Origin of the sequence: Micromonospora pallida (assembly GCF_900090325.1) — a bacterium.
GTDB lineage: Bacteria > Actinomycetota > Actinomycetes > Mycobacteriales > Micromonosporaceae > Micromonospora > Micromonospora pallida.
Genome location: NZ_FMHW01000002.1, coordinates 2,699,475 through 2,714,685 on the forward strand (window position 1 = coordinate 2,699,475; position 15,211 = coordinate 2,714,685).

Here is a 15,211-nt window from a genome sequence, read left to right on the forward strand (position 1 = left end):
CTCCGGGCGGATCGGCGAGAGACGAAATCAGCCAATTATTGAAAAGTCTCCACGCCATCTTGTTAAGTTGCGAATCTTCTGCTTTACAGTGGTGTTAATGTGATCGAATCGCGGCCGATCCAGTATGGAGGTGGGGGCGATCGACAAGACCTTCGCCGGCGCCCGGCTGCGCCGGATGCGCGAGGACCGCGCGCTCAGCCAGACCGAACTGGCCCGCCTGCTGAACATCTCGCCGAGCTACCTCAACCAGATCGAACACGACACCCGGCCGCTGACCGTCCCGGTGCTCATGCGGATCACCGAGGTGTTCGGCGTCGACCCGACCGTCTTCGCGCCGCACGACACGCCACGGCTGGTCGCCGGGCTACGCGAGGCGCTCAGCAGTCGGGCCGGCATCGCCGACCTCACCGAACTGGCCGGCCGGCTGCCCGAGGTGGCCGAGGCCGTGATCGAGCTGCACCGCCGCTACCAGCAGGTGGACGAGCAGCTCGCCGAACTCGTCGGCGACCGGGGACGGGTCGGCCGCAGCCCACACGACCAGGTGACCGAGTTCTTCTACCGCCGGCAGAACTACGTACCGGACCTGGACGAGGCGGCCGAGCGACTGGCCGGGCAGATCGGGCTGCGGCGCGGCGAGGTCCGCGCGGTGCTGCGGGACCGGCTGGCGCAGCGGCACGGGATACGGGTCTCCCGGGACGACGCCGGTTCCCTCGGCGGTGAGCTGCACCGTTTCCGCCCCCAGACCCAGACCCTGCACCTGTCCACGTCGCTGCGCTCCGGGCAGGAGGCCATGCGGATGGCCGCGCAGATCGCGCTGCTGGAGTTCGCCGACGTGATCGACGAGATCGTCGAGGAGGAGGGGTTCGACGACACCCAGACCCAGATCCTCACCCGGGTCGGTCTGGCGAACTACTTCGCCGCGGCGCTGATCCTGCCGTACGAGCAGTTCCTCACCGCCGCCGAGCGTCGCCGGTACGACATCGAACTGCTCACCGAGCACTTCGCGATGGGCTGGGAGACGGTCTGCCACCGGCTCAGCACCCTCCAGCGTCCCCGGGCACGCGGCGTGCCGTTCTCCTTCGTCCGGGTCGACCGGGCCGGCAACATGTCGAAACGCCAGTCCGCCACCGGCTTCCCGTTCTCCCGCACCGGCGGCACCTGCCCACTGTGGAACGTCTACGAGGCGTTCAGCGCGCCGGGCCGGGTGGTGACCCAGGTCGCCGCCATGCCGGACGGCCAGCGTTACCTGTGGATCGCCCGCACGATCACCCGCCATCACGGTGGCTACGGGCAACCGGGCAAGGTCTACGCGATCGGGCTGGGCTGCGAGACCCGGCACGCCGGGCGGCTGGTCTACTCCGCCGGGATGGACCTGCACGCGGCCGAGGCCGCCACGCCGATCGGCCCCGGCTGCAAGACCTGCGAACGGATGAGCTGCCCGCAGCGGGCCGCCCCACCGATCAGCCGGCAGCTCGACCTGGACGAGAACCGCAGCACCTTCATCCCGTACCCGCTGCGGGATTGACCGGTACGAGAGGCGGGACCGGGACGGCCGCCCCCCCGGTCGCCGAGCCGGGCGGTGACTATCCCGGAGGCGACCGGGTACGCGCCGGCCATGGGCAGCCACAAGGACAACAAGCACGACAGCGGCGGCGAGTCGGTTCGCGGACGGCGCCACCCGGGTAGCGGGGCGCCGGGCCGCCAGGGCTCCGGGATCGAGAACTCCCCGCACCAGCGACACGACCGGACGGCGACCGGAACCTCGGGAAGCGAACGGGACCACGGCCGTTCCAAGGTCACCCGGGAGCGGCGAATCCACCGGCAGGGCAACGCCTGACCGCCACCGCTACGCCGCCGACCCGGTCTTAGCCGGTCGCAGGTTAGGAACGCCGACCGGAGGGGATGGCCTTCCAGGCGATCAGTGCGGACACCACCAGCAGGACCGCGGCGATAACCGAGGTGATCTGCATCCCGTGGGCGAAGGCGTCGCGGGCGGCTGCCAGAACCTGGACGCCTTGCCCGCCGGTGCCGCTGAGGGCCTGGGTGCCAGCGGCCAGCGAGTCGGTGACCGCTTCGCGGGTGGGGCCGGTCAGGCCGGACAGGTCGGGCAGACCAGCGCGGTACACCGCGATGTGCAGGGTTCCCAGCAGGGCGATGCCCAGCGCGACGCCCAACTCGTAGGACATCTCGGAGATCGCCGAGGCGGCTCCGGCCCGTTCGCGGGGAACCGCGCTCAGGATCGCGTCGGTGGAGGCGGTGAAGGCCATCCCGATCCCCAGTCCGACCAGGATCAGGCCCGAGGCCAGGGCGGCGTAGCCGGGGGCATCCTCGGCCATCGCGAGTACGCCCAGCCCTGCGGCGGCCACCAGCAGCGCTGCGGCCAGGGCACGTCCGACACCGAGCCGGCCGATCACCCGGACGGCGACGACGACCACGGCGATGGACGCCAGCGTGGCGGGCATCTCCCGCAGCCCGGCCTGCAGCGGCGAGTGACCGCGGACCAACTGTAGGTACTGGGAGAAGAAGAACAGCAGCCCGCTGAAGGCGAAGATCGTGATCAGCGAGACGAGGATGGTGCCGGTGAACGCCGGCCGGGCGAAGAGGGTGACGTCCACCAGGGGCGTCCGCAGGGTGCGCTGGCGGCGTACGAACACCAGCGCGGCGCCCACGCTGAGCGCGGCGGCCAGCAGGCCGGCCTGGTCGACGCCGTTCTGGGCGGTGTGTTTGACCGCCCACACCAGCGGCACGATCGCGGCCACCGACAGCGCGGCACTGACCAGGTCGAAGCGGGCGGCAGTGGGGTTACGCGACTCGGGCACCAGCAGCGCGACGCTGATCAGCACCAGCGCCATGATCGGCAGGTTGATGACGAAGACCGATCCCCACCAGTAGTACTCCAGCAGGACACCCCCGACCAGCGGACCCAGCGCCGCGCCGCCGGAGGCGCCGGCCGACCACACCGCGATGGCGCGGGTGCGCTGGACCGGGTCGGTGAACAGGTTGCGCACGATCGACAGCGTCGAGGGCATCAACGTCGCCCCGGCCACGCCCAGCAGGACCCGGGCGGCGATCAGCCAACCGGCGGTCGGCGCGAAGGCCGCCAACAGCGAGGCGGAACCGAACCCGGCCACACCGATCAGCAGCAGCCGTCTACGGCCGATGCGGTCGGCCACTGTTCCCATGCTGATCAGCAGGCCCGCCAGGGCGAAGGAGTAGGCGTCACCGATCCACAGCACCTCGGTGGAGGTGGCTCCGAGGTCGGCGGTCAGGGCCGGCATCGCCAACGCCAGCACGGTGCCGTCCACAGCCAACAGGATCACCGCCAGGGTGAGCGCCCCCAGCGCGGCCCACTGCTGGGCTCCGGCACGGGCCGGCTGGTGGGACGTGTCGGGCGTGGCGCCGGTCGGCGGGGATGGCATCGCGGACGTCATACCTCCACGCTACCGACCATATGGTCGGCTGAGCAAACCATATGGTCGACTCTTAAGATCGACGCAGCGGTGGAAGGGTTCCACTGCTTCGGACAGGCCGGAGGCTGCCGTGGAAGGTCGAGAACGCGACACGGTGAGAACTCGCAGGGTGGTGCTGGACGCCGCCGCGAAGGTGGTCGGCACACACGGCTCGGGTGCCAGCGTGGACGCGATCGCCCGGCAGGCCGGGGTCTCGAAGGGTGGCCTGCTGCACCACTTCCGTTCCCGGGAGCAGTTGCTACTCGCCCTGGCCGAGGACCTCGCCGAGCAGTTCACCGCCGCCGTGTACGCGGCAGTCGACCCCCGCGACCACGCTCCCGGACGCCTCGTGCGCGGCTACGTCAACGCCACCTTCGACGACCTCCTCGACGGATCAACCGTCCCCGAGCAGGCCGTGCTGGCCGCCACCCTGTCCACCGTCCCCGGCGTCGCCGAGGTGCTGCAACGCGACAAGCAACGGTGGAAGGAAGCGTTCGACGCCGACGGGCTACACCCTCAACGAGCCCTGCTCATCGTCCGCGCCGCGGACGGCGCAGCCATCGCCGGCCTCTACGAAGGAGGCAGCGATCCCGAGGAACTACAACATGCCCGAGAGTTACTTCTGGCACTCAGCCGCGACGACGGCCCCCTCGTAAACCTCTGACCCTGTCCCGCGCGGCGCGGGGACGGCCGGTCCGGAGATCCCGGCCAGCAGCACGTCCACGGCCGCCGTCACGATCGCGTGCCCCTCGGGGGTGACCAGCCACGGGGCTGCCGCGTCCGCGCCGAGGAAGATGCCGATCCGGGACGCGGGCGCGGTTGTCCCGTCGGCCAGGTCGATACCGGCCGGGTAGTGGAAGAGGACCGCCCGGTCCTCGTCCGCCACCCGGGCCACCACCCTGGCCTGCGGCCCGACGTCGGCGACGGTGAGCTTTCCCGGTCCCCGGTAGACCGGCACGTGGCCGTCGAACCCGGCCGCGAGCGGGTCGTCCGGGGCCACGATCCGCACCCGGTCGTGCAGGAGCAGGACGGCGCTCGCCCGGGCGAGTCCGAGCGGGACCAGCCCGTGGTCGGCGAACCGCATGTCGAGCCCCGGGCTGATCGCGTAGACGAAGCGGATGCCCAGCACGCGGGCGCGTTCGACCAGTTCGGCGAGGTGTGCGAGGTCCTCCGCCGGGTACGCCTCCCGCCAGCGCGACCGGTGGTACGGGTCGTTCTTCGGCGCGTAGACGTACGTGTCGAGGCCGACGAGGGCCGAGAACTCGAGGTGGGCCAGGCGCTCCGCGTGCGTCCAGGGTGGACCGTAGAACCCTTCGACGGTGCCCCGCAGCGACAGCGCCGGATCGCGGGGCTGCGGGGCGGCAGGCGTGGGGGAACGTTATCAGGAGCTGATCTTGGCGGGTGCCCGCCCGAATTGCGCCCCGCCCGCCCCCGGGCGCAGACTTGCCCGGGTGACGTGGCCGCCGGTCGCGGCGTCGGCACGCTTCCGGAGCGAAGGCGCTGGTGGGTGGGCAGTGGCAGGACCGACGGGCGGACGGGTGATCGGGTGAGCAGTGGGCTGGCGACGCCCGCCGGAGTCGACCCGGCGGGGCGGCCGACCATCCGGGAGGTCGCCGACGCGGCTGGGGTGTCCCGGTCGACGGTGTCCCGGGCGCTGAGCGGTCGCGGCTACGTGGCGCCGCCGGTACGGGACCGGGTACGGCAGGTGGCCCGCAAGCTCGGCTATGTGCCCGACGCGACGGCGCGCCACCTCCGCCAGCAGGCCAGTCGGTCGATCGGGGTGCTGGTCTCGGACCTGAACAACCCCTTCTACGCCGGGCTCGCCGCCGGTATCAGCCAGCAGGCACGCAACCGTCAGTACACGATGAGGGCGGCCTTCGCCGCCGCCGGAATCCCGGCCGACGACTCGCTGGTGGTGCGGGTCGGGTGGGACGTCGAGGCGGCCCGCAAGGAGGCCCACGTCCTGCTCGGTCGGGCCGAGCCGCCGACGGCGATCTTCGCGGCCAACAACGTCCTGGCGGAGGCGGTCTGGCGGGCCGCCGCGGAGCGGGGCCTGTCGATCCCGGACCAGCTCAGCCTGGTGGCGTTCGACGACGTGCCGTGGATGAGGCTGGTCCGGCCCGGCGCGACCGCCGTGGCGCAGGACCCGGCGGCCCTCGGCGAGGCGGCCGTCACCCAACTGTTCGACCGCATCCGCTCCCCGCTCGCGCCGGCCCGGACGGTGCTGCTCTCGGCAACGGTGACCTCGCGGGGGTCCACCGCGCCACCACCCGGTCACCCGCACTGAGCCGGGCGCCCCGCCCGAACAAGGCATCGCGGGCCCCGGCGGCCGGTCCGGCAAGACATCGAAGGCATCGGATCAATCTCGCCCAGACCGTTGACTCTCCGCGCCGCATGCAATAGACATGCGCCCATTGGTCGGAGTGCGGCCACGATTCCACATCGCGGTCTCCCAACACCCCTCGCGGAGTTCCGGATGCACCGGTCGTTGTCCAGCCTGACCCAGCGGATCGAACGCGCCCTCGACGAGCGGCTCGTCCCGGCCATCTACCGGGACGTCGAGCCGGTACGCGTCGAGGCGGCGCACCTGCCCGGCGAGCCGGTGCCGGCCGGCGAGGGGCTGGCGCTGGCGTACGAGCCGTTCACCGTGGGTCAGCCGTGGGGGCCGGCCTGGAGCACCACCTGGTTCCGCCTCACCGGCGAGGTGCCGGCGCGGATGCGCGGCGGGCGGGTCGAACTCCTCGTCGACCTCGGCTTCGAGAAGGCCGGGCCGGGCTTCCGCTCCGAAGGGCTGGCCTACACGGCGGACGGCACGCCGATCAAGGGCATCGAGCCACGCACGGCCTACCTGCCGATCGCGCGGGCGGCCGCTGGGGGCGAGCGGGTCGAGGTGTACGTGGAAGCCGCCGCCAACCCTCGGTTCACCGGCGCGGTCACTCCGCTCGGGGACCGGGACACCGCCTCCGACGTTCCCCTCTACCGGCTCGACCGGGCCGAACTCGCGGTGCTCGACGAGCAGGTGCACGGGCTCGTCCTGGACGTCCGGGTGCTGCACGAGCTGGCTCTCACCCTGGCCGAGGCGGACCCGCGCCGGCACCAGATCCACCGGGCCCTCGAGCAGATGCTCGACCACCTCGACGTCGCCGACGTCTCCGGCGGAGCCGCCGCCGCGCGGGCCCGGCTGGCCGGGGTGCTCGCCGCGCCGGCCGTGCCGAGCGCCCACCGGGTCTTCGCCGTCGGTCACGCCCACATCGACTCGGCCTGGCTCTGGCCGGTCCGCGAGACGATCCGCAAGTGCTCGCGGACCTTCGCCAACGTGGTGGCGCTCGCCGACGAGTACCCGGAGCTGGTCTTCGCCTGCTCCTCGGCGCAGCAGTACGCGTGGACCCGCCAACACCACCCACAGGTGTACCGGCGGGTCACGGAGAAGGTGGCGAGCGGACAATTCGTCCCGGTGGGCGGCATGTGGGTGGAGTCGGACACCAACATGCCCGGTGGCGAGGCGATGGTGCGCCAGTTCACCCACGGCAAACGGTTCTTCGCCGCCGAGTTCGGCGTCGAGCCCCGGGAGGTGTGGCTGCCCGACTCGTTCGGCTACTCGGCGGCGCTGCCGCAGCTCGCCCGGTTGGCGGGGTTCCGCTGGTTCCTCAGCCAGAAGATGTCCTGGAACCAGACGAACCGGTTCCCGCACCACACGTTCTGGTGGGAGGGCATCGACGGCAGTCGGGTCTTCACGCACTTCCCGCCGGCCGACACCTACAGCTCGGAGCTGTCCGGGCGGGAGCTGGCGTACGGGGTGAGCAACTTCGCCGACCACGGGCGCGCCACCCGGTCGCTGCTGCCGTTCGGCTACGGCGACGGCGGAGGTGGCCCGACCCGGGAGATGCTCGAGACCGCCCGCCGGGTCGCCGACCTGGAGGGATCACCCCGGGTCGGCGTCCGCGCCCCCGCCGAGTTCTTCGCCGAGGCGGAACGGGAGTACCCGGACGCGCCGGTGTGGAGCGGCGAGATGTACCTCGAGTACCACCGGGGCACGTACACCAGCCAGTCGGCCATGAAGCGCGGCAACCGGCGCACCGAGCACCTGCTGCGCGAGGCCGAGCTGTGGTGTACGGCGGCGGCGCTGCGCGCCGGTCACCCGTACCCGTACGACGAGCTCGACGCGATCTGGCAGGACACCCTGCTGCTCCAGTTCCACGACATTCTGCCCGGCAGCTCGATCGCCTGGGTGCACCGCGAGGCCCGGCAGACGTACGCGCGGCTGGCCAAACGGCTGGAGGCGCTCATCGGTCCGGCGCTGACCGCGCTGGCCGGCTCCGGCACGGTGCCGTTGGCCGGCAACTCCGGGCCGTACGACTCGGCCGGGGTGCCGGCCCTCGGGCTGGCCGTGCCCGCCGAGGTCGAGGCGCCCGACGTGTCGGTACGGACCGGACCGGACGGCACCGTGCTGGACAACGGTCTGCTCCGGGTGACCGTCGGCCCGGACGGGACGGTGTCGGCGATCCGCGACCTGGTCGCCGACCGCGAGGTGCTCCGCGCCGGGGCGGCGGCCAACGTCCTGCAGCTGCACCCGGACACCCCGAACAAGTGGGACGCCTGGGACATCGACGCCTTCTACCGCAACCGGTGCCGTGACCTGACCGGGGTCACCTCGCTCACCGTCGAGACGGACGACCCCCGGCGGGCCCGGATCCGGGTGACCCGCCGGGACGGGGACTCGGCGTACGTACAGACCGTGACGCTGGCGGCCGGCGAACGGGTGGTGCGGTTCGCCACGGAGGTGGACTGGCAGCAACGGGAGACGTTGCTCAAGGTCGCCTTCCCGGTCGACGTGCACGCCGCGCACTCCAGTTCGGAGATCCAGTTCGGCCACGTCCGGCGGCCGACCCACACCAACACCTCCTGGGACGCGGCGCGGTTCGAGATCTGCGCGCACCGCTGGCTGCACGTCGGCGAACCCGGGTACGGCGTGGCGCTGGTCAACGACGGCACCTACGGCCACGACGTGACCCGTGATCCGGCCGGGGACGCTCTGGGCGCGCGGGGCACCACCGTGCGGCTCTCGCTGCTGCGCGCGCCCAACTACCCCGACCCGGGCACCGACCGGGGCACGCACCGGTTCGGGTACGCGCTGGTCTGCGGCGCGGAGATCCAGGACGCGGTACGCGAGGGCTACCGGAGCAACCTGCCGCTGCGCCGGCGCACCGGAGCCGGCCCGGTCGCCCCACTGGTCGAGGTGTCGAACCCCGCCGTGGTAATCGAGGCGGTGAAGCTGGCCGACGACCGCTCCGGTGACGTCGTCGTCCGGCTCTACGAGGCGCTCGGCGGACGGGCCCGCGCCCGCCTGACCGCGTCGTTCGACCTCGCCCGGGTCGACGTGTGCGACCTGCTCGAACGTGCGGACGCCGAGATCGCCGCGTTGGCCCCGGTCGTGGTCGAGGGCAGCGCCGTCGGCCTCGTGCTGGGGCCGTTCCAGGTGGTGACCCTCCGATTCAGTGTGTTGCCGTCACGGCAGGCGTGACGATGGCTTGCGACCTCAACGGGGGGCGCGAATACCGGGTCTCGTGGGAGTGCTCGCCATCGGAGAGCGTCACGACCACGGCGGTGATACCCCCAGCAGGGCCGCCGTAGGTCGAGCCGAAAGGCATGCAGCCGGCTGTCACCTCATGAGATTGATCAAGATAGCCGTCATCGTCGAGATGGTTGCCGCCCTGGTAGAAGGAGAATCGCACCCGGGTGTACGTCGGCTCGACGGCGTCGCAGACTTCACCTTCGATTCCGATCGAGCGGTTGTACCAGATGAAGCGGCCCTCGGCGGCGCCGGCGAAGGACACGGCGGTAACCGCGAAGGTACTGGTGGGCGTCGGCGTAGGCGATGGTGGAGTGGCATCATTCGGGAGCCACCACCAGAGGACCCCCGCGCCCGTCATGACCACGGCTGTCCCGGCCGCGAGAACATGGGCCTTCTGTCCAAACATGCCTGGGTAGAAGTTGTTGTTCTGGATGTGGGTGCCGCCCTGGTTGATATGCACACTCCGGCTACCCCGGGCATCGATCCCACCCGGCGCTGCCGCCGCGGGTTCTCTCCCTGCGGGGGGTCCCGGTTCGACCAGCGGCTGCGGACGTGGAGGCAGCAGATATGGGGCGACCAACCCGAGCATCGCGACCACCACCCCGGCGGCACTACCAAACTTGTCCGCCCTGTCCAACCCCACCACCGCCAGGTAGGCGACGAGACCCGCCACCGCCAGCCCGGCCACGACCCGACCAGCTCGCACGGCGCTACGACGAGGCATCCGGACCTCCGACAGTCACCCCTCGCGGGTTGCCGATTGTACGAAACAGATGCACTGAACGTAATTAAATGATCACTTTGGGATGTCTCCCACGGGCTGAGCACGGGCCAGCACGGGTGAGAGGTGTCGCTAGCCGACCGGTGCGGCGCGGCGCATGGTCACGTCGGCGACGCCGTGCCCGGCCAGCCGGACCTGACCGCCCCCGGTCACCCCCGGACCGTCCCAGTGGACGGTCGCCGCCACCGGCTCGGCGCCGACGTTGCGTAGGCGGACCCGCACGGTCGCGGCGCCGGTGGGCCGGACCTCGACGAGGGCGGCCAGGGTGGGGCTGGTGGCGGCGAAGAACGGGGTCCGACCAACCGTCTCGCCGAGTTGGTCGGCCTCCCGGTGGGCCCGGCGGTCCCGCCAGTGCAGCAGCTCGCCGACCGGTTCGCCGGCGGCGTCCAGCGGCACCCCGGTCTCGGCCATGCTGGCCAGGCCGACGGCCAGCGGCGGTACGGGGACGGCCGCGACGCACTCCGCGAGCAGCCGCAACGCGGTGTCCCGCAGCCCTACGGCGTCGGGCGGAGTGGCCGCCCGACGCTGGGCCACCGGGGTGCCGTCCAGCCGGTAGACCCCGGCCTTGGTGTGCGTGGTACCGACGTCCACGCCGGCCAGCAACGTCGGTCTTCCCGCTCCCCCACCATCGATGCCACTCTCCGTCGCTTACCGAGGGATGTCAATCACCCCGAAGCGGCTGCCAGGGTCGAGGCCGCTGCGTCGCGTGTCGTCAGCCTGCGGGTGCCGGCTCGGTGGGCTGCGGCGTGAAGAAACGGACGATGTCGTCGGCTGCGGTGGGAGACAGCATCATCGCCTGGACCCGTGCGGACATCTCGGCGATCGGGTGGATCCTGGTGAACATCGCCTCCTCGTACCTCCGGATCGCCGAGTCGGGGTCGGCGGGGCTGGTGGCGAGTTCGGCGGCGAGTTCGGCGGCGTCGAGCATGGCTTGGTTGGCGCCTTCGCCGACCGGTGGCATGAGGTGCGCGGCGTCACCGATGAGGGTGATGCCCGGCTGGTGGGTCCAGCGTGTACCGGTGGGCATCGCCTCGATCCTGCGTGGGGTGGGCGGGCCGTCGCCGGCTTCGATGAGTGCGGTGAGGTTGGGGTTCCACCCGTCGAACATGTCCAGCAGGGCGCGCTTGCTGCGGCATGTGTCCAGGTGGCGTTCGTCCGCGGGTAGGGAGATGCCGACTCGGATGCTGCCGTCGCCGAGGCGTTGCGCGGCCAGGATCTGGTTCACGCCGATACACCACAGGTTTCCGGGGCCGACCAGCTCGGCGAGATCCGGGTGGCGCCGGTCGGCGTCGCCGATGCTCAGCTCGACCAGGGTCGCCACGGGGGACAGTGTCGCGTCGGTCAGCAGCGACCGGACGACCGAGCGTGCGCCGTCTGCGCCGATGAGGACGTCGTAGTCGGCGCGGTGGCCGCCGTCGAACGTCAGCCCGAAGCCTCCGTCGGGTCGTGGCGTCGCCGCGACGAGCCGGTGCTGCCAGACCACCGTGTCGCCGGGGAGCGAATCGAGCAGAAGATCACGTAGTACGCGGCGGTCGATCTCGGGGCGTCCGGAGAACGAGCCGGGTTCTGGCCTGTGGTGCACGAGGGTGCGTCCGGCCGGGTCGAGGATGCGGTGTTCCTCGCCCTCCGGCCGGGCCTCGGACCGGAATCGGCCGGCGAGGCCCGCGTCGGCCAGGGCCCGTTGCCCGGACTCCGGGTGCAGGTCGAGCGACCCGCCCTGTGATCGCGCGGATCGGCTTGCCTCGCGTTCGTACACCACCGCGTCGATGCCGTGCCGGTGCAGAATTCGGGCCAGCGTCAGGCCGCCGAGGCCACCACCGGTGATCGCTATTCGCATCGTCATCTCCCTTACCGTACGCTGTATCTTATGGATACGCCGTACGGTAGCGCGCCGCTGCCCGTCTGGGAACGGCCTGAGCCTCAGCCGCGGGCGGCGCCGGTGCCGCTGAGCCGCGCGAAGATCGCCGCCACGGCGATCCGGCTCGCCGACGCACATGGCCTCGACGGGCTGTCGGTACGCAAGATCGCCAAAGAGCTCGGTGTCGGTCCGATGCGGCTCTACGACTACGTGATCAACAGGTCCGAACTGCTCGATCTGATGGTCGACGCGGTGTATGCCCAGATCGCCGAGGCCGGTCAGCACTCCGAGTGGCGTGCCACGGTACTGGCCATCGTTCACCGGACCCGCGATGCCGCTCTCGACCACGAGTGGTTCGCCGACCTGCTCGGCGGAAGGCCACAGATGGGACCGCACGCGCTCGCCGTGGGCGAATCGACCGCGGCGGCCCTCAGCCAGGCCCCCGGCGTGCGCACTATCGACGATCTCCAGCGGGCCCTGGGCGCCCTCAACGCGTTCGTCGTCGGAGCCCTCCGCAGGGAGATCACCGAGCGACGCACCACCCGCTCGACCGGCACCGACGTGTCCGATTGGCAGGCCGCCCTCGGCCCCTACCTGACCCGCATGCTCGACACAGGCCGCTACCCCACCGTCGCCCGGCTCGTCATCGACGGCGCCCACCTCGACGCCGGGGAAACCTTCCACCGCAACCTGACCACCATCCTGGACGGCATCACCAGCCACCCCCACCCGTGACCTACCACCCGCAGCCGGTACCGGCCGAACGCCCACGCCTCGATAGGCTGCCGTGATGGCGAGCGCCGAACTGGACGAGCTGATCGTCGCGGACGCCGACGCGCTGCGCGCGTGGTTGTCGGCCCACCACGCCACGTCGCCCGGCGTCTGGCTCGCCCTGACCAAGAAGGGCGGCACCGTCACGACGCTGACCTGGCAGCAGGCGGTCGACGAGGCCCTGTGTTTCGGCTGGATCGACGGGCAGGCCCGTAAACGGGATCAGGAAACCTCCTGGATCCGGTACACGCCTCGCCGGCCCCGCAGCTCCTGGTCACAACGCAACGTCGCCCACGTGACCCGACTGGAGGCGCAGGGGCTCATGCAGCCCGCCGGCCGCGCCGCGGTGGAAGCCGCGAAAGCGGACGGGCGGTGGGCGGCCGCCTACGCCCCACCGTCGGAAGCCGAGATGCCGGCCGACCTCCTCACCGCCATCGCCGCCGACCCCGCCGCCCAGGCCATGCTCGACGTCCTCACCAAGACCAACCGGTTCGCCCTCATCCACCGCGTCAACGCCGTCAAACAGGCGCAGACCCGCGAGCGGAAGATCGGCGAGTTCGTCGCCATGCTGGCCCGGCACGAGACGATCTACCCGCAGAAGGCCAAGCCGCCGACCTCGCCGTAAGCAGCATCTTCATGATCAGACTGCCGCACCCACTGCTTCCGTCCGGGCTCTCTTCGGCTCCGGTCGCGCGGTCACCGGTGCGGCCCGGGCGGCCACGGCTCGCGTCCTGACCGGCACCCTCCGCACCGGCCGGCCCCGGCGTCGGGGCATGCGCATGACCAGGGAAAACGGATCGTCGGTGCGGTCGGGCGGCCGGCGACCGGCGGGGCTATGGTCGGCCGGTGGACGAACTGTTCGACGCGGCGGGGTCGCTGCGGTCGGCCTACTCGACGGTCGACTGGGCGGCGACATCTCTGGGCCCGGTGTCCGGTTGGAGCCGGACGCTGCGCGCCGCCGTCGACGTCGCCCTGCACACCCGGTTCCCGGTGACCCTGTTCTGGGGCCCGGAGTTCGTCATGGTGTACAACGAGGCTTATGTCGAGCTGATCGGGAACAAGCACCCGGCGGCGCTCGGGGCACCGGCGGCCCGGGTGTTCGCGGAGATCTGGGACGTCATCGGGCCGATGCTCCAGTCGGTGCGCTCGACCCGGCGGGCAACCTGGACTCCGGACCTGCGGCTGTTGATGGACCGGCACGGCTACCCGGAGGAGTGCTTCTTCACGTTCTCCTACTCCGCGGTGCGGGGCACCGACGGGCGGGTCGAGGGGGTGCTCGACATCGCGACGGAGACCACGGCGCAGGTGCTGTCCCAGCGCCGGCTGGTGCTGCTGGCCGAACTCACCGATGCCCTGGGCGAACTGGACGAGCCCGACCAGATCCTGGACCGGACGGTGGCGGTGCTCCGGCACGACCCCCAGGACCTACCCGGCGTGGACATCCTGCTGCCCGGCACCGCCGACGACACCACCGGCAGACTGCTGCCCGCCGTGCCGTCCTCCGTGTTCGACACGGGCGACGTCGTGGTGGAGCAGTTGGCCGGCACCACGGTGGTCCGGGTCCGGTTGCCGGACGCGTCCGGGGCCGACGGCGACGCGGTGCTGATGGCCCGACTGAGCCAGCATCTACCGGTCGACGAGGGTTACCTGCGCTTTGTTCGGTTGGTCGGCGCGGCCGTGGCGCAGGCGCTGCACCGGGCGCAGACCCGTCAGGCCGAGCGCCGGGTGGCGGAACTCGAACGGGAGCTGTCGGAGAAGCTGCAACGTAGCCTGCTGACCCCGCCCGCCCAGCTCGAGGGCCTGGAGGTGGCCGTACGGTACCGGCCGGCGACCGAGCGGGCCCGCCTCGGCGGCGACTGGTACGACTCGTTCCGGCAGCCCGACGGTTCCCTGGCCCTGGTCATCGGCGACGTCGCCGGGCACGACCGGCAGGCCGCCGCGACCATGGCGCAGCTCCGGAACCTGTTGCGCGGGGTGGCGTACGGCCTGCGGGAGTCCCCAGCGGCCCTCCTGGCCGGTCTCGACACGGCGATGAACGGCCTGGAGGTCGACGTGTTCGCCACGGCGATCCTGGCCCGCGTGGTGCGGTGCGAGCAGCAGGGCCGACCGGGCCGGCACACCCTGGTCTGGGCCAACGCCGGGCATCTGCCGCCCGTGCTGGTCGCTCCCGACGGGAGCGCCGGCCTGCTGCAGACGCCACCGGAGGTGCTGCTCGGCATGGACAGCACCGTCACGCGCAGCGATCATCGCGTCACCCTCGCCCCGGGTAGCACCGTCGTGTTCTACACCGACGGCCTGATCGAGCGACGCGGCACCGTCCTCGACGAGGGCCTCGCCGAGCTGACCCGCGTCCTGACCGGTCAGCACCGGTTGACCGCCGAGCAGCTGTGCGACCACCTGCTCGACCGGTACCCGGCCAGCGGCGAGGACGACCTCGCCATGGTGGTGCTGCGGATACCGCCCCGGCCGCCGGGTCGATAGGACCGGCCGACGCACCCATCCATATCGGACAATCAACAACGTTGTCACACAACTGTCATCGAATCGCAGGATCACCGCCAAGATTCACACCAAGAGTGATGACGCATCGTCACCAACGTCGGAGGATCCGAGCCGCAGCGAACTCTTCATGCCTGCCGCATATACCGCAACATCCGTGATGAGCGACAGTTCTCCGTTCTCTCGGGCCGCCGACGTCGGTGAAACCAGAGATGCGGGCCAACCGGTGCACGTAGCTGAACATGGCCGGCGTCTCGCGAGATCACGGAGGTCAACAGAAT

The 15,211-nt window shown here is 71.4% G+C and carries 13 protein-coding genes; 8 read left to right on the forward strand and 5 right to left on the reverse strand.

Translation table 11 applies throughout. The features are described from left to right. The first annotated feature begins 124 nt into the window (after positions 1–124). Complete coding sequence (locus GA0074692_RS10905; protein ID WP_245730265.1) at positions 125–1,525, forward strand: short-chain fatty acyl-CoA regulator family protein; 1,401 nt, start codon at positions 125–127, stop codon at positions 1,523–1,525. A 54-nt stretch (positions 1,526–1,579) separates the two neighbouring features. Next, positions 1,580–1,837 (forward strand): hypothetical protein, encoded by a 258-nt coding sequence (locus GA0074692_RS10910; RefSeq protein WP_091642773.1) that lies wholly within the window; start codon positions 1,580–1,582, stop codon positions 1,835–1,837. A gap of 43 nt (positions 1,838–1,880) precedes the next feature. Here the strand turns inward: GA0074692_RS10910 and GA0074692_RS10915 are convergent, their stop codons facing one another. Beyond that, positions 1,881–3,431 (reverse strand): MFS transporter, encoded by a 1,551-nt coding sequence (locus GA0074692_RS10915; protein ID WP_091642777.1) that lies wholly within the window; start codon positions 3,429–3,431, stop codon positions 1,881–1,883. 133 nt (positions 3,432–3,564) lie between these two features. On the opposite strand from GA0074692_RS10915, the gene GA0074692_RS10920 reads away from it, so the two are divergent. Next, entirely contained in the window at positions 3,565–4,113 is a 549-nt protein-coding gene (locus GA0074692_RS10920) for a TetR/AcrR family transcriptional regulator (protein ID WP_176738390.1), read from the forward strand. Here GA0074692_RS10920 and GA0074692_RS10925 read toward each other — a convergent pair. Then, entirely contained in the window at positions 4,066–4,785 is a 720-nt protein-coding gene (locus GA0074692_RS10925) for a beta-N-acetylglucosaminidase domain-containing protein (RefSeq protein WP_091642781.1), read from the reverse strand. The two genes, GA0074692_RS10920 and GA0074692_RS10925, sit on opposite strands and share 48 nt — an antisense overlap. Before the next feature lie 210 nt (positions 4,786–4,995). Here GA0074692_RS10925 and GA0074692_RS10930 point away from each other — a divergent pair, with 210 nt between their 5' ends. Continuing rightward, entirely contained in the window at positions 4,996–5,736 is a 741-nt protein-coding gene (locus GA0074692_RS10930) for a LacI family DNA-binding transcriptional regulator (protein ID WP_218106622.1), read from the forward strand. Between the two features lie 189 nt (positions 5,737–5,925). After that, a complete protein-coding gene (locus GA0074692_RS10935) occupies positions 5,926–8,970 on the forward strand; it encodes an alpha-mannosidase (RefSeq protein ID WP_091642785.1) in 3,045 nt (1,014 codons plus the stop codon). On the opposite strand, the gene GA0074692_RS10940 is transcribed toward GA0074692_RS10935, so the two are convergent. The 3 genes from GA0074692_RS10940 to GA0074692_RS10950 form a co-directional block, all read right to left on the reverse strand. Next, the gene (locus GA0074692_RS10940) at positions 8,942–9,481 is read right to left on the reverse strand and encodes a hypothetical protein (protein WP_141725233.1); all 540 of its coding nucleotides are present in this window, start codon (positions 9,479–9,481) and stop codon (positions 8,942–8,944) included. The genes GA0074692_RS10935 and GA0074692_RS10940 overlap by 29 nt on opposite strands. Before the next feature lie 393 nt (positions 9,482–9,874). Beyond that, positions 9,875–10,393: an acetate and sugar kinases/Hsc70/actin family protein gene (locus tag GA0074692_RS10945; protein ID WP_176738391.1), complete on the reverse strand. Its 519-nt coding sequence runs from the start codon at positions 10,391–10,393 to the stop codon at positions 9,875–9,877. A 121-nt stretch (positions 10,394–10,514) separates the two neighbouring features. Continuing rightward, a complete protein-coding gene (locus GA0074692_RS10950; protein WP_245730267.1) occupies positions 10,515–11,645 on the reverse strand; it encodes an FAD-dependent oxidoreductase in 1,131 nt (376 codons plus the stop codon). Positions 11,646–11,669: 24 nt separating this feature from the next. Between GA0074692_RS10950 and GA0074692_RS10955 the strand changes: the two genes are divergently transcribed. From GA0074692_RS10955 to GA0074692_RS10965, 3 genes are all read left to right on the forward strand, one after another. Beyond that, positions 11,670–12,395 (forward strand): TetR/AcrR family transcriptional regulator, encoded by a 726-nt coding sequence (locus tag GA0074692_RS10955; protein WP_176738392.1) that lies wholly within the window; start codon positions 11,670–11,672, stop codon positions 12,393–12,395. Between the two features lie 55 nt (positions 12,396–12,450). Continuing rightward, a complete protein-coding gene (locus GA0074692_RS10960) occupies positions 12,451–13,056 on the forward strand; it encodes a YdeI/OmpD-associated family protein (RefSeq protein ID WP_091642798.1) in 606 nt (201 codons plus the stop codon). Positions 13,057–13,277: 221 nt separating this feature from the next. Then, on the forward strand, positions 13,278–14,912 hold the full coding sequence (locus tag GA0074692_RS10965) for a PP2C family protein-serine/threonine phosphatase (RefSeq protein WP_091642802.1): 1,635 nt from the start codon (positions 13,278–13,280) through the stop codon (positions 14,910–14,912). Positions 14,913–15,211 lie beyond the last annotated feature (299 nt).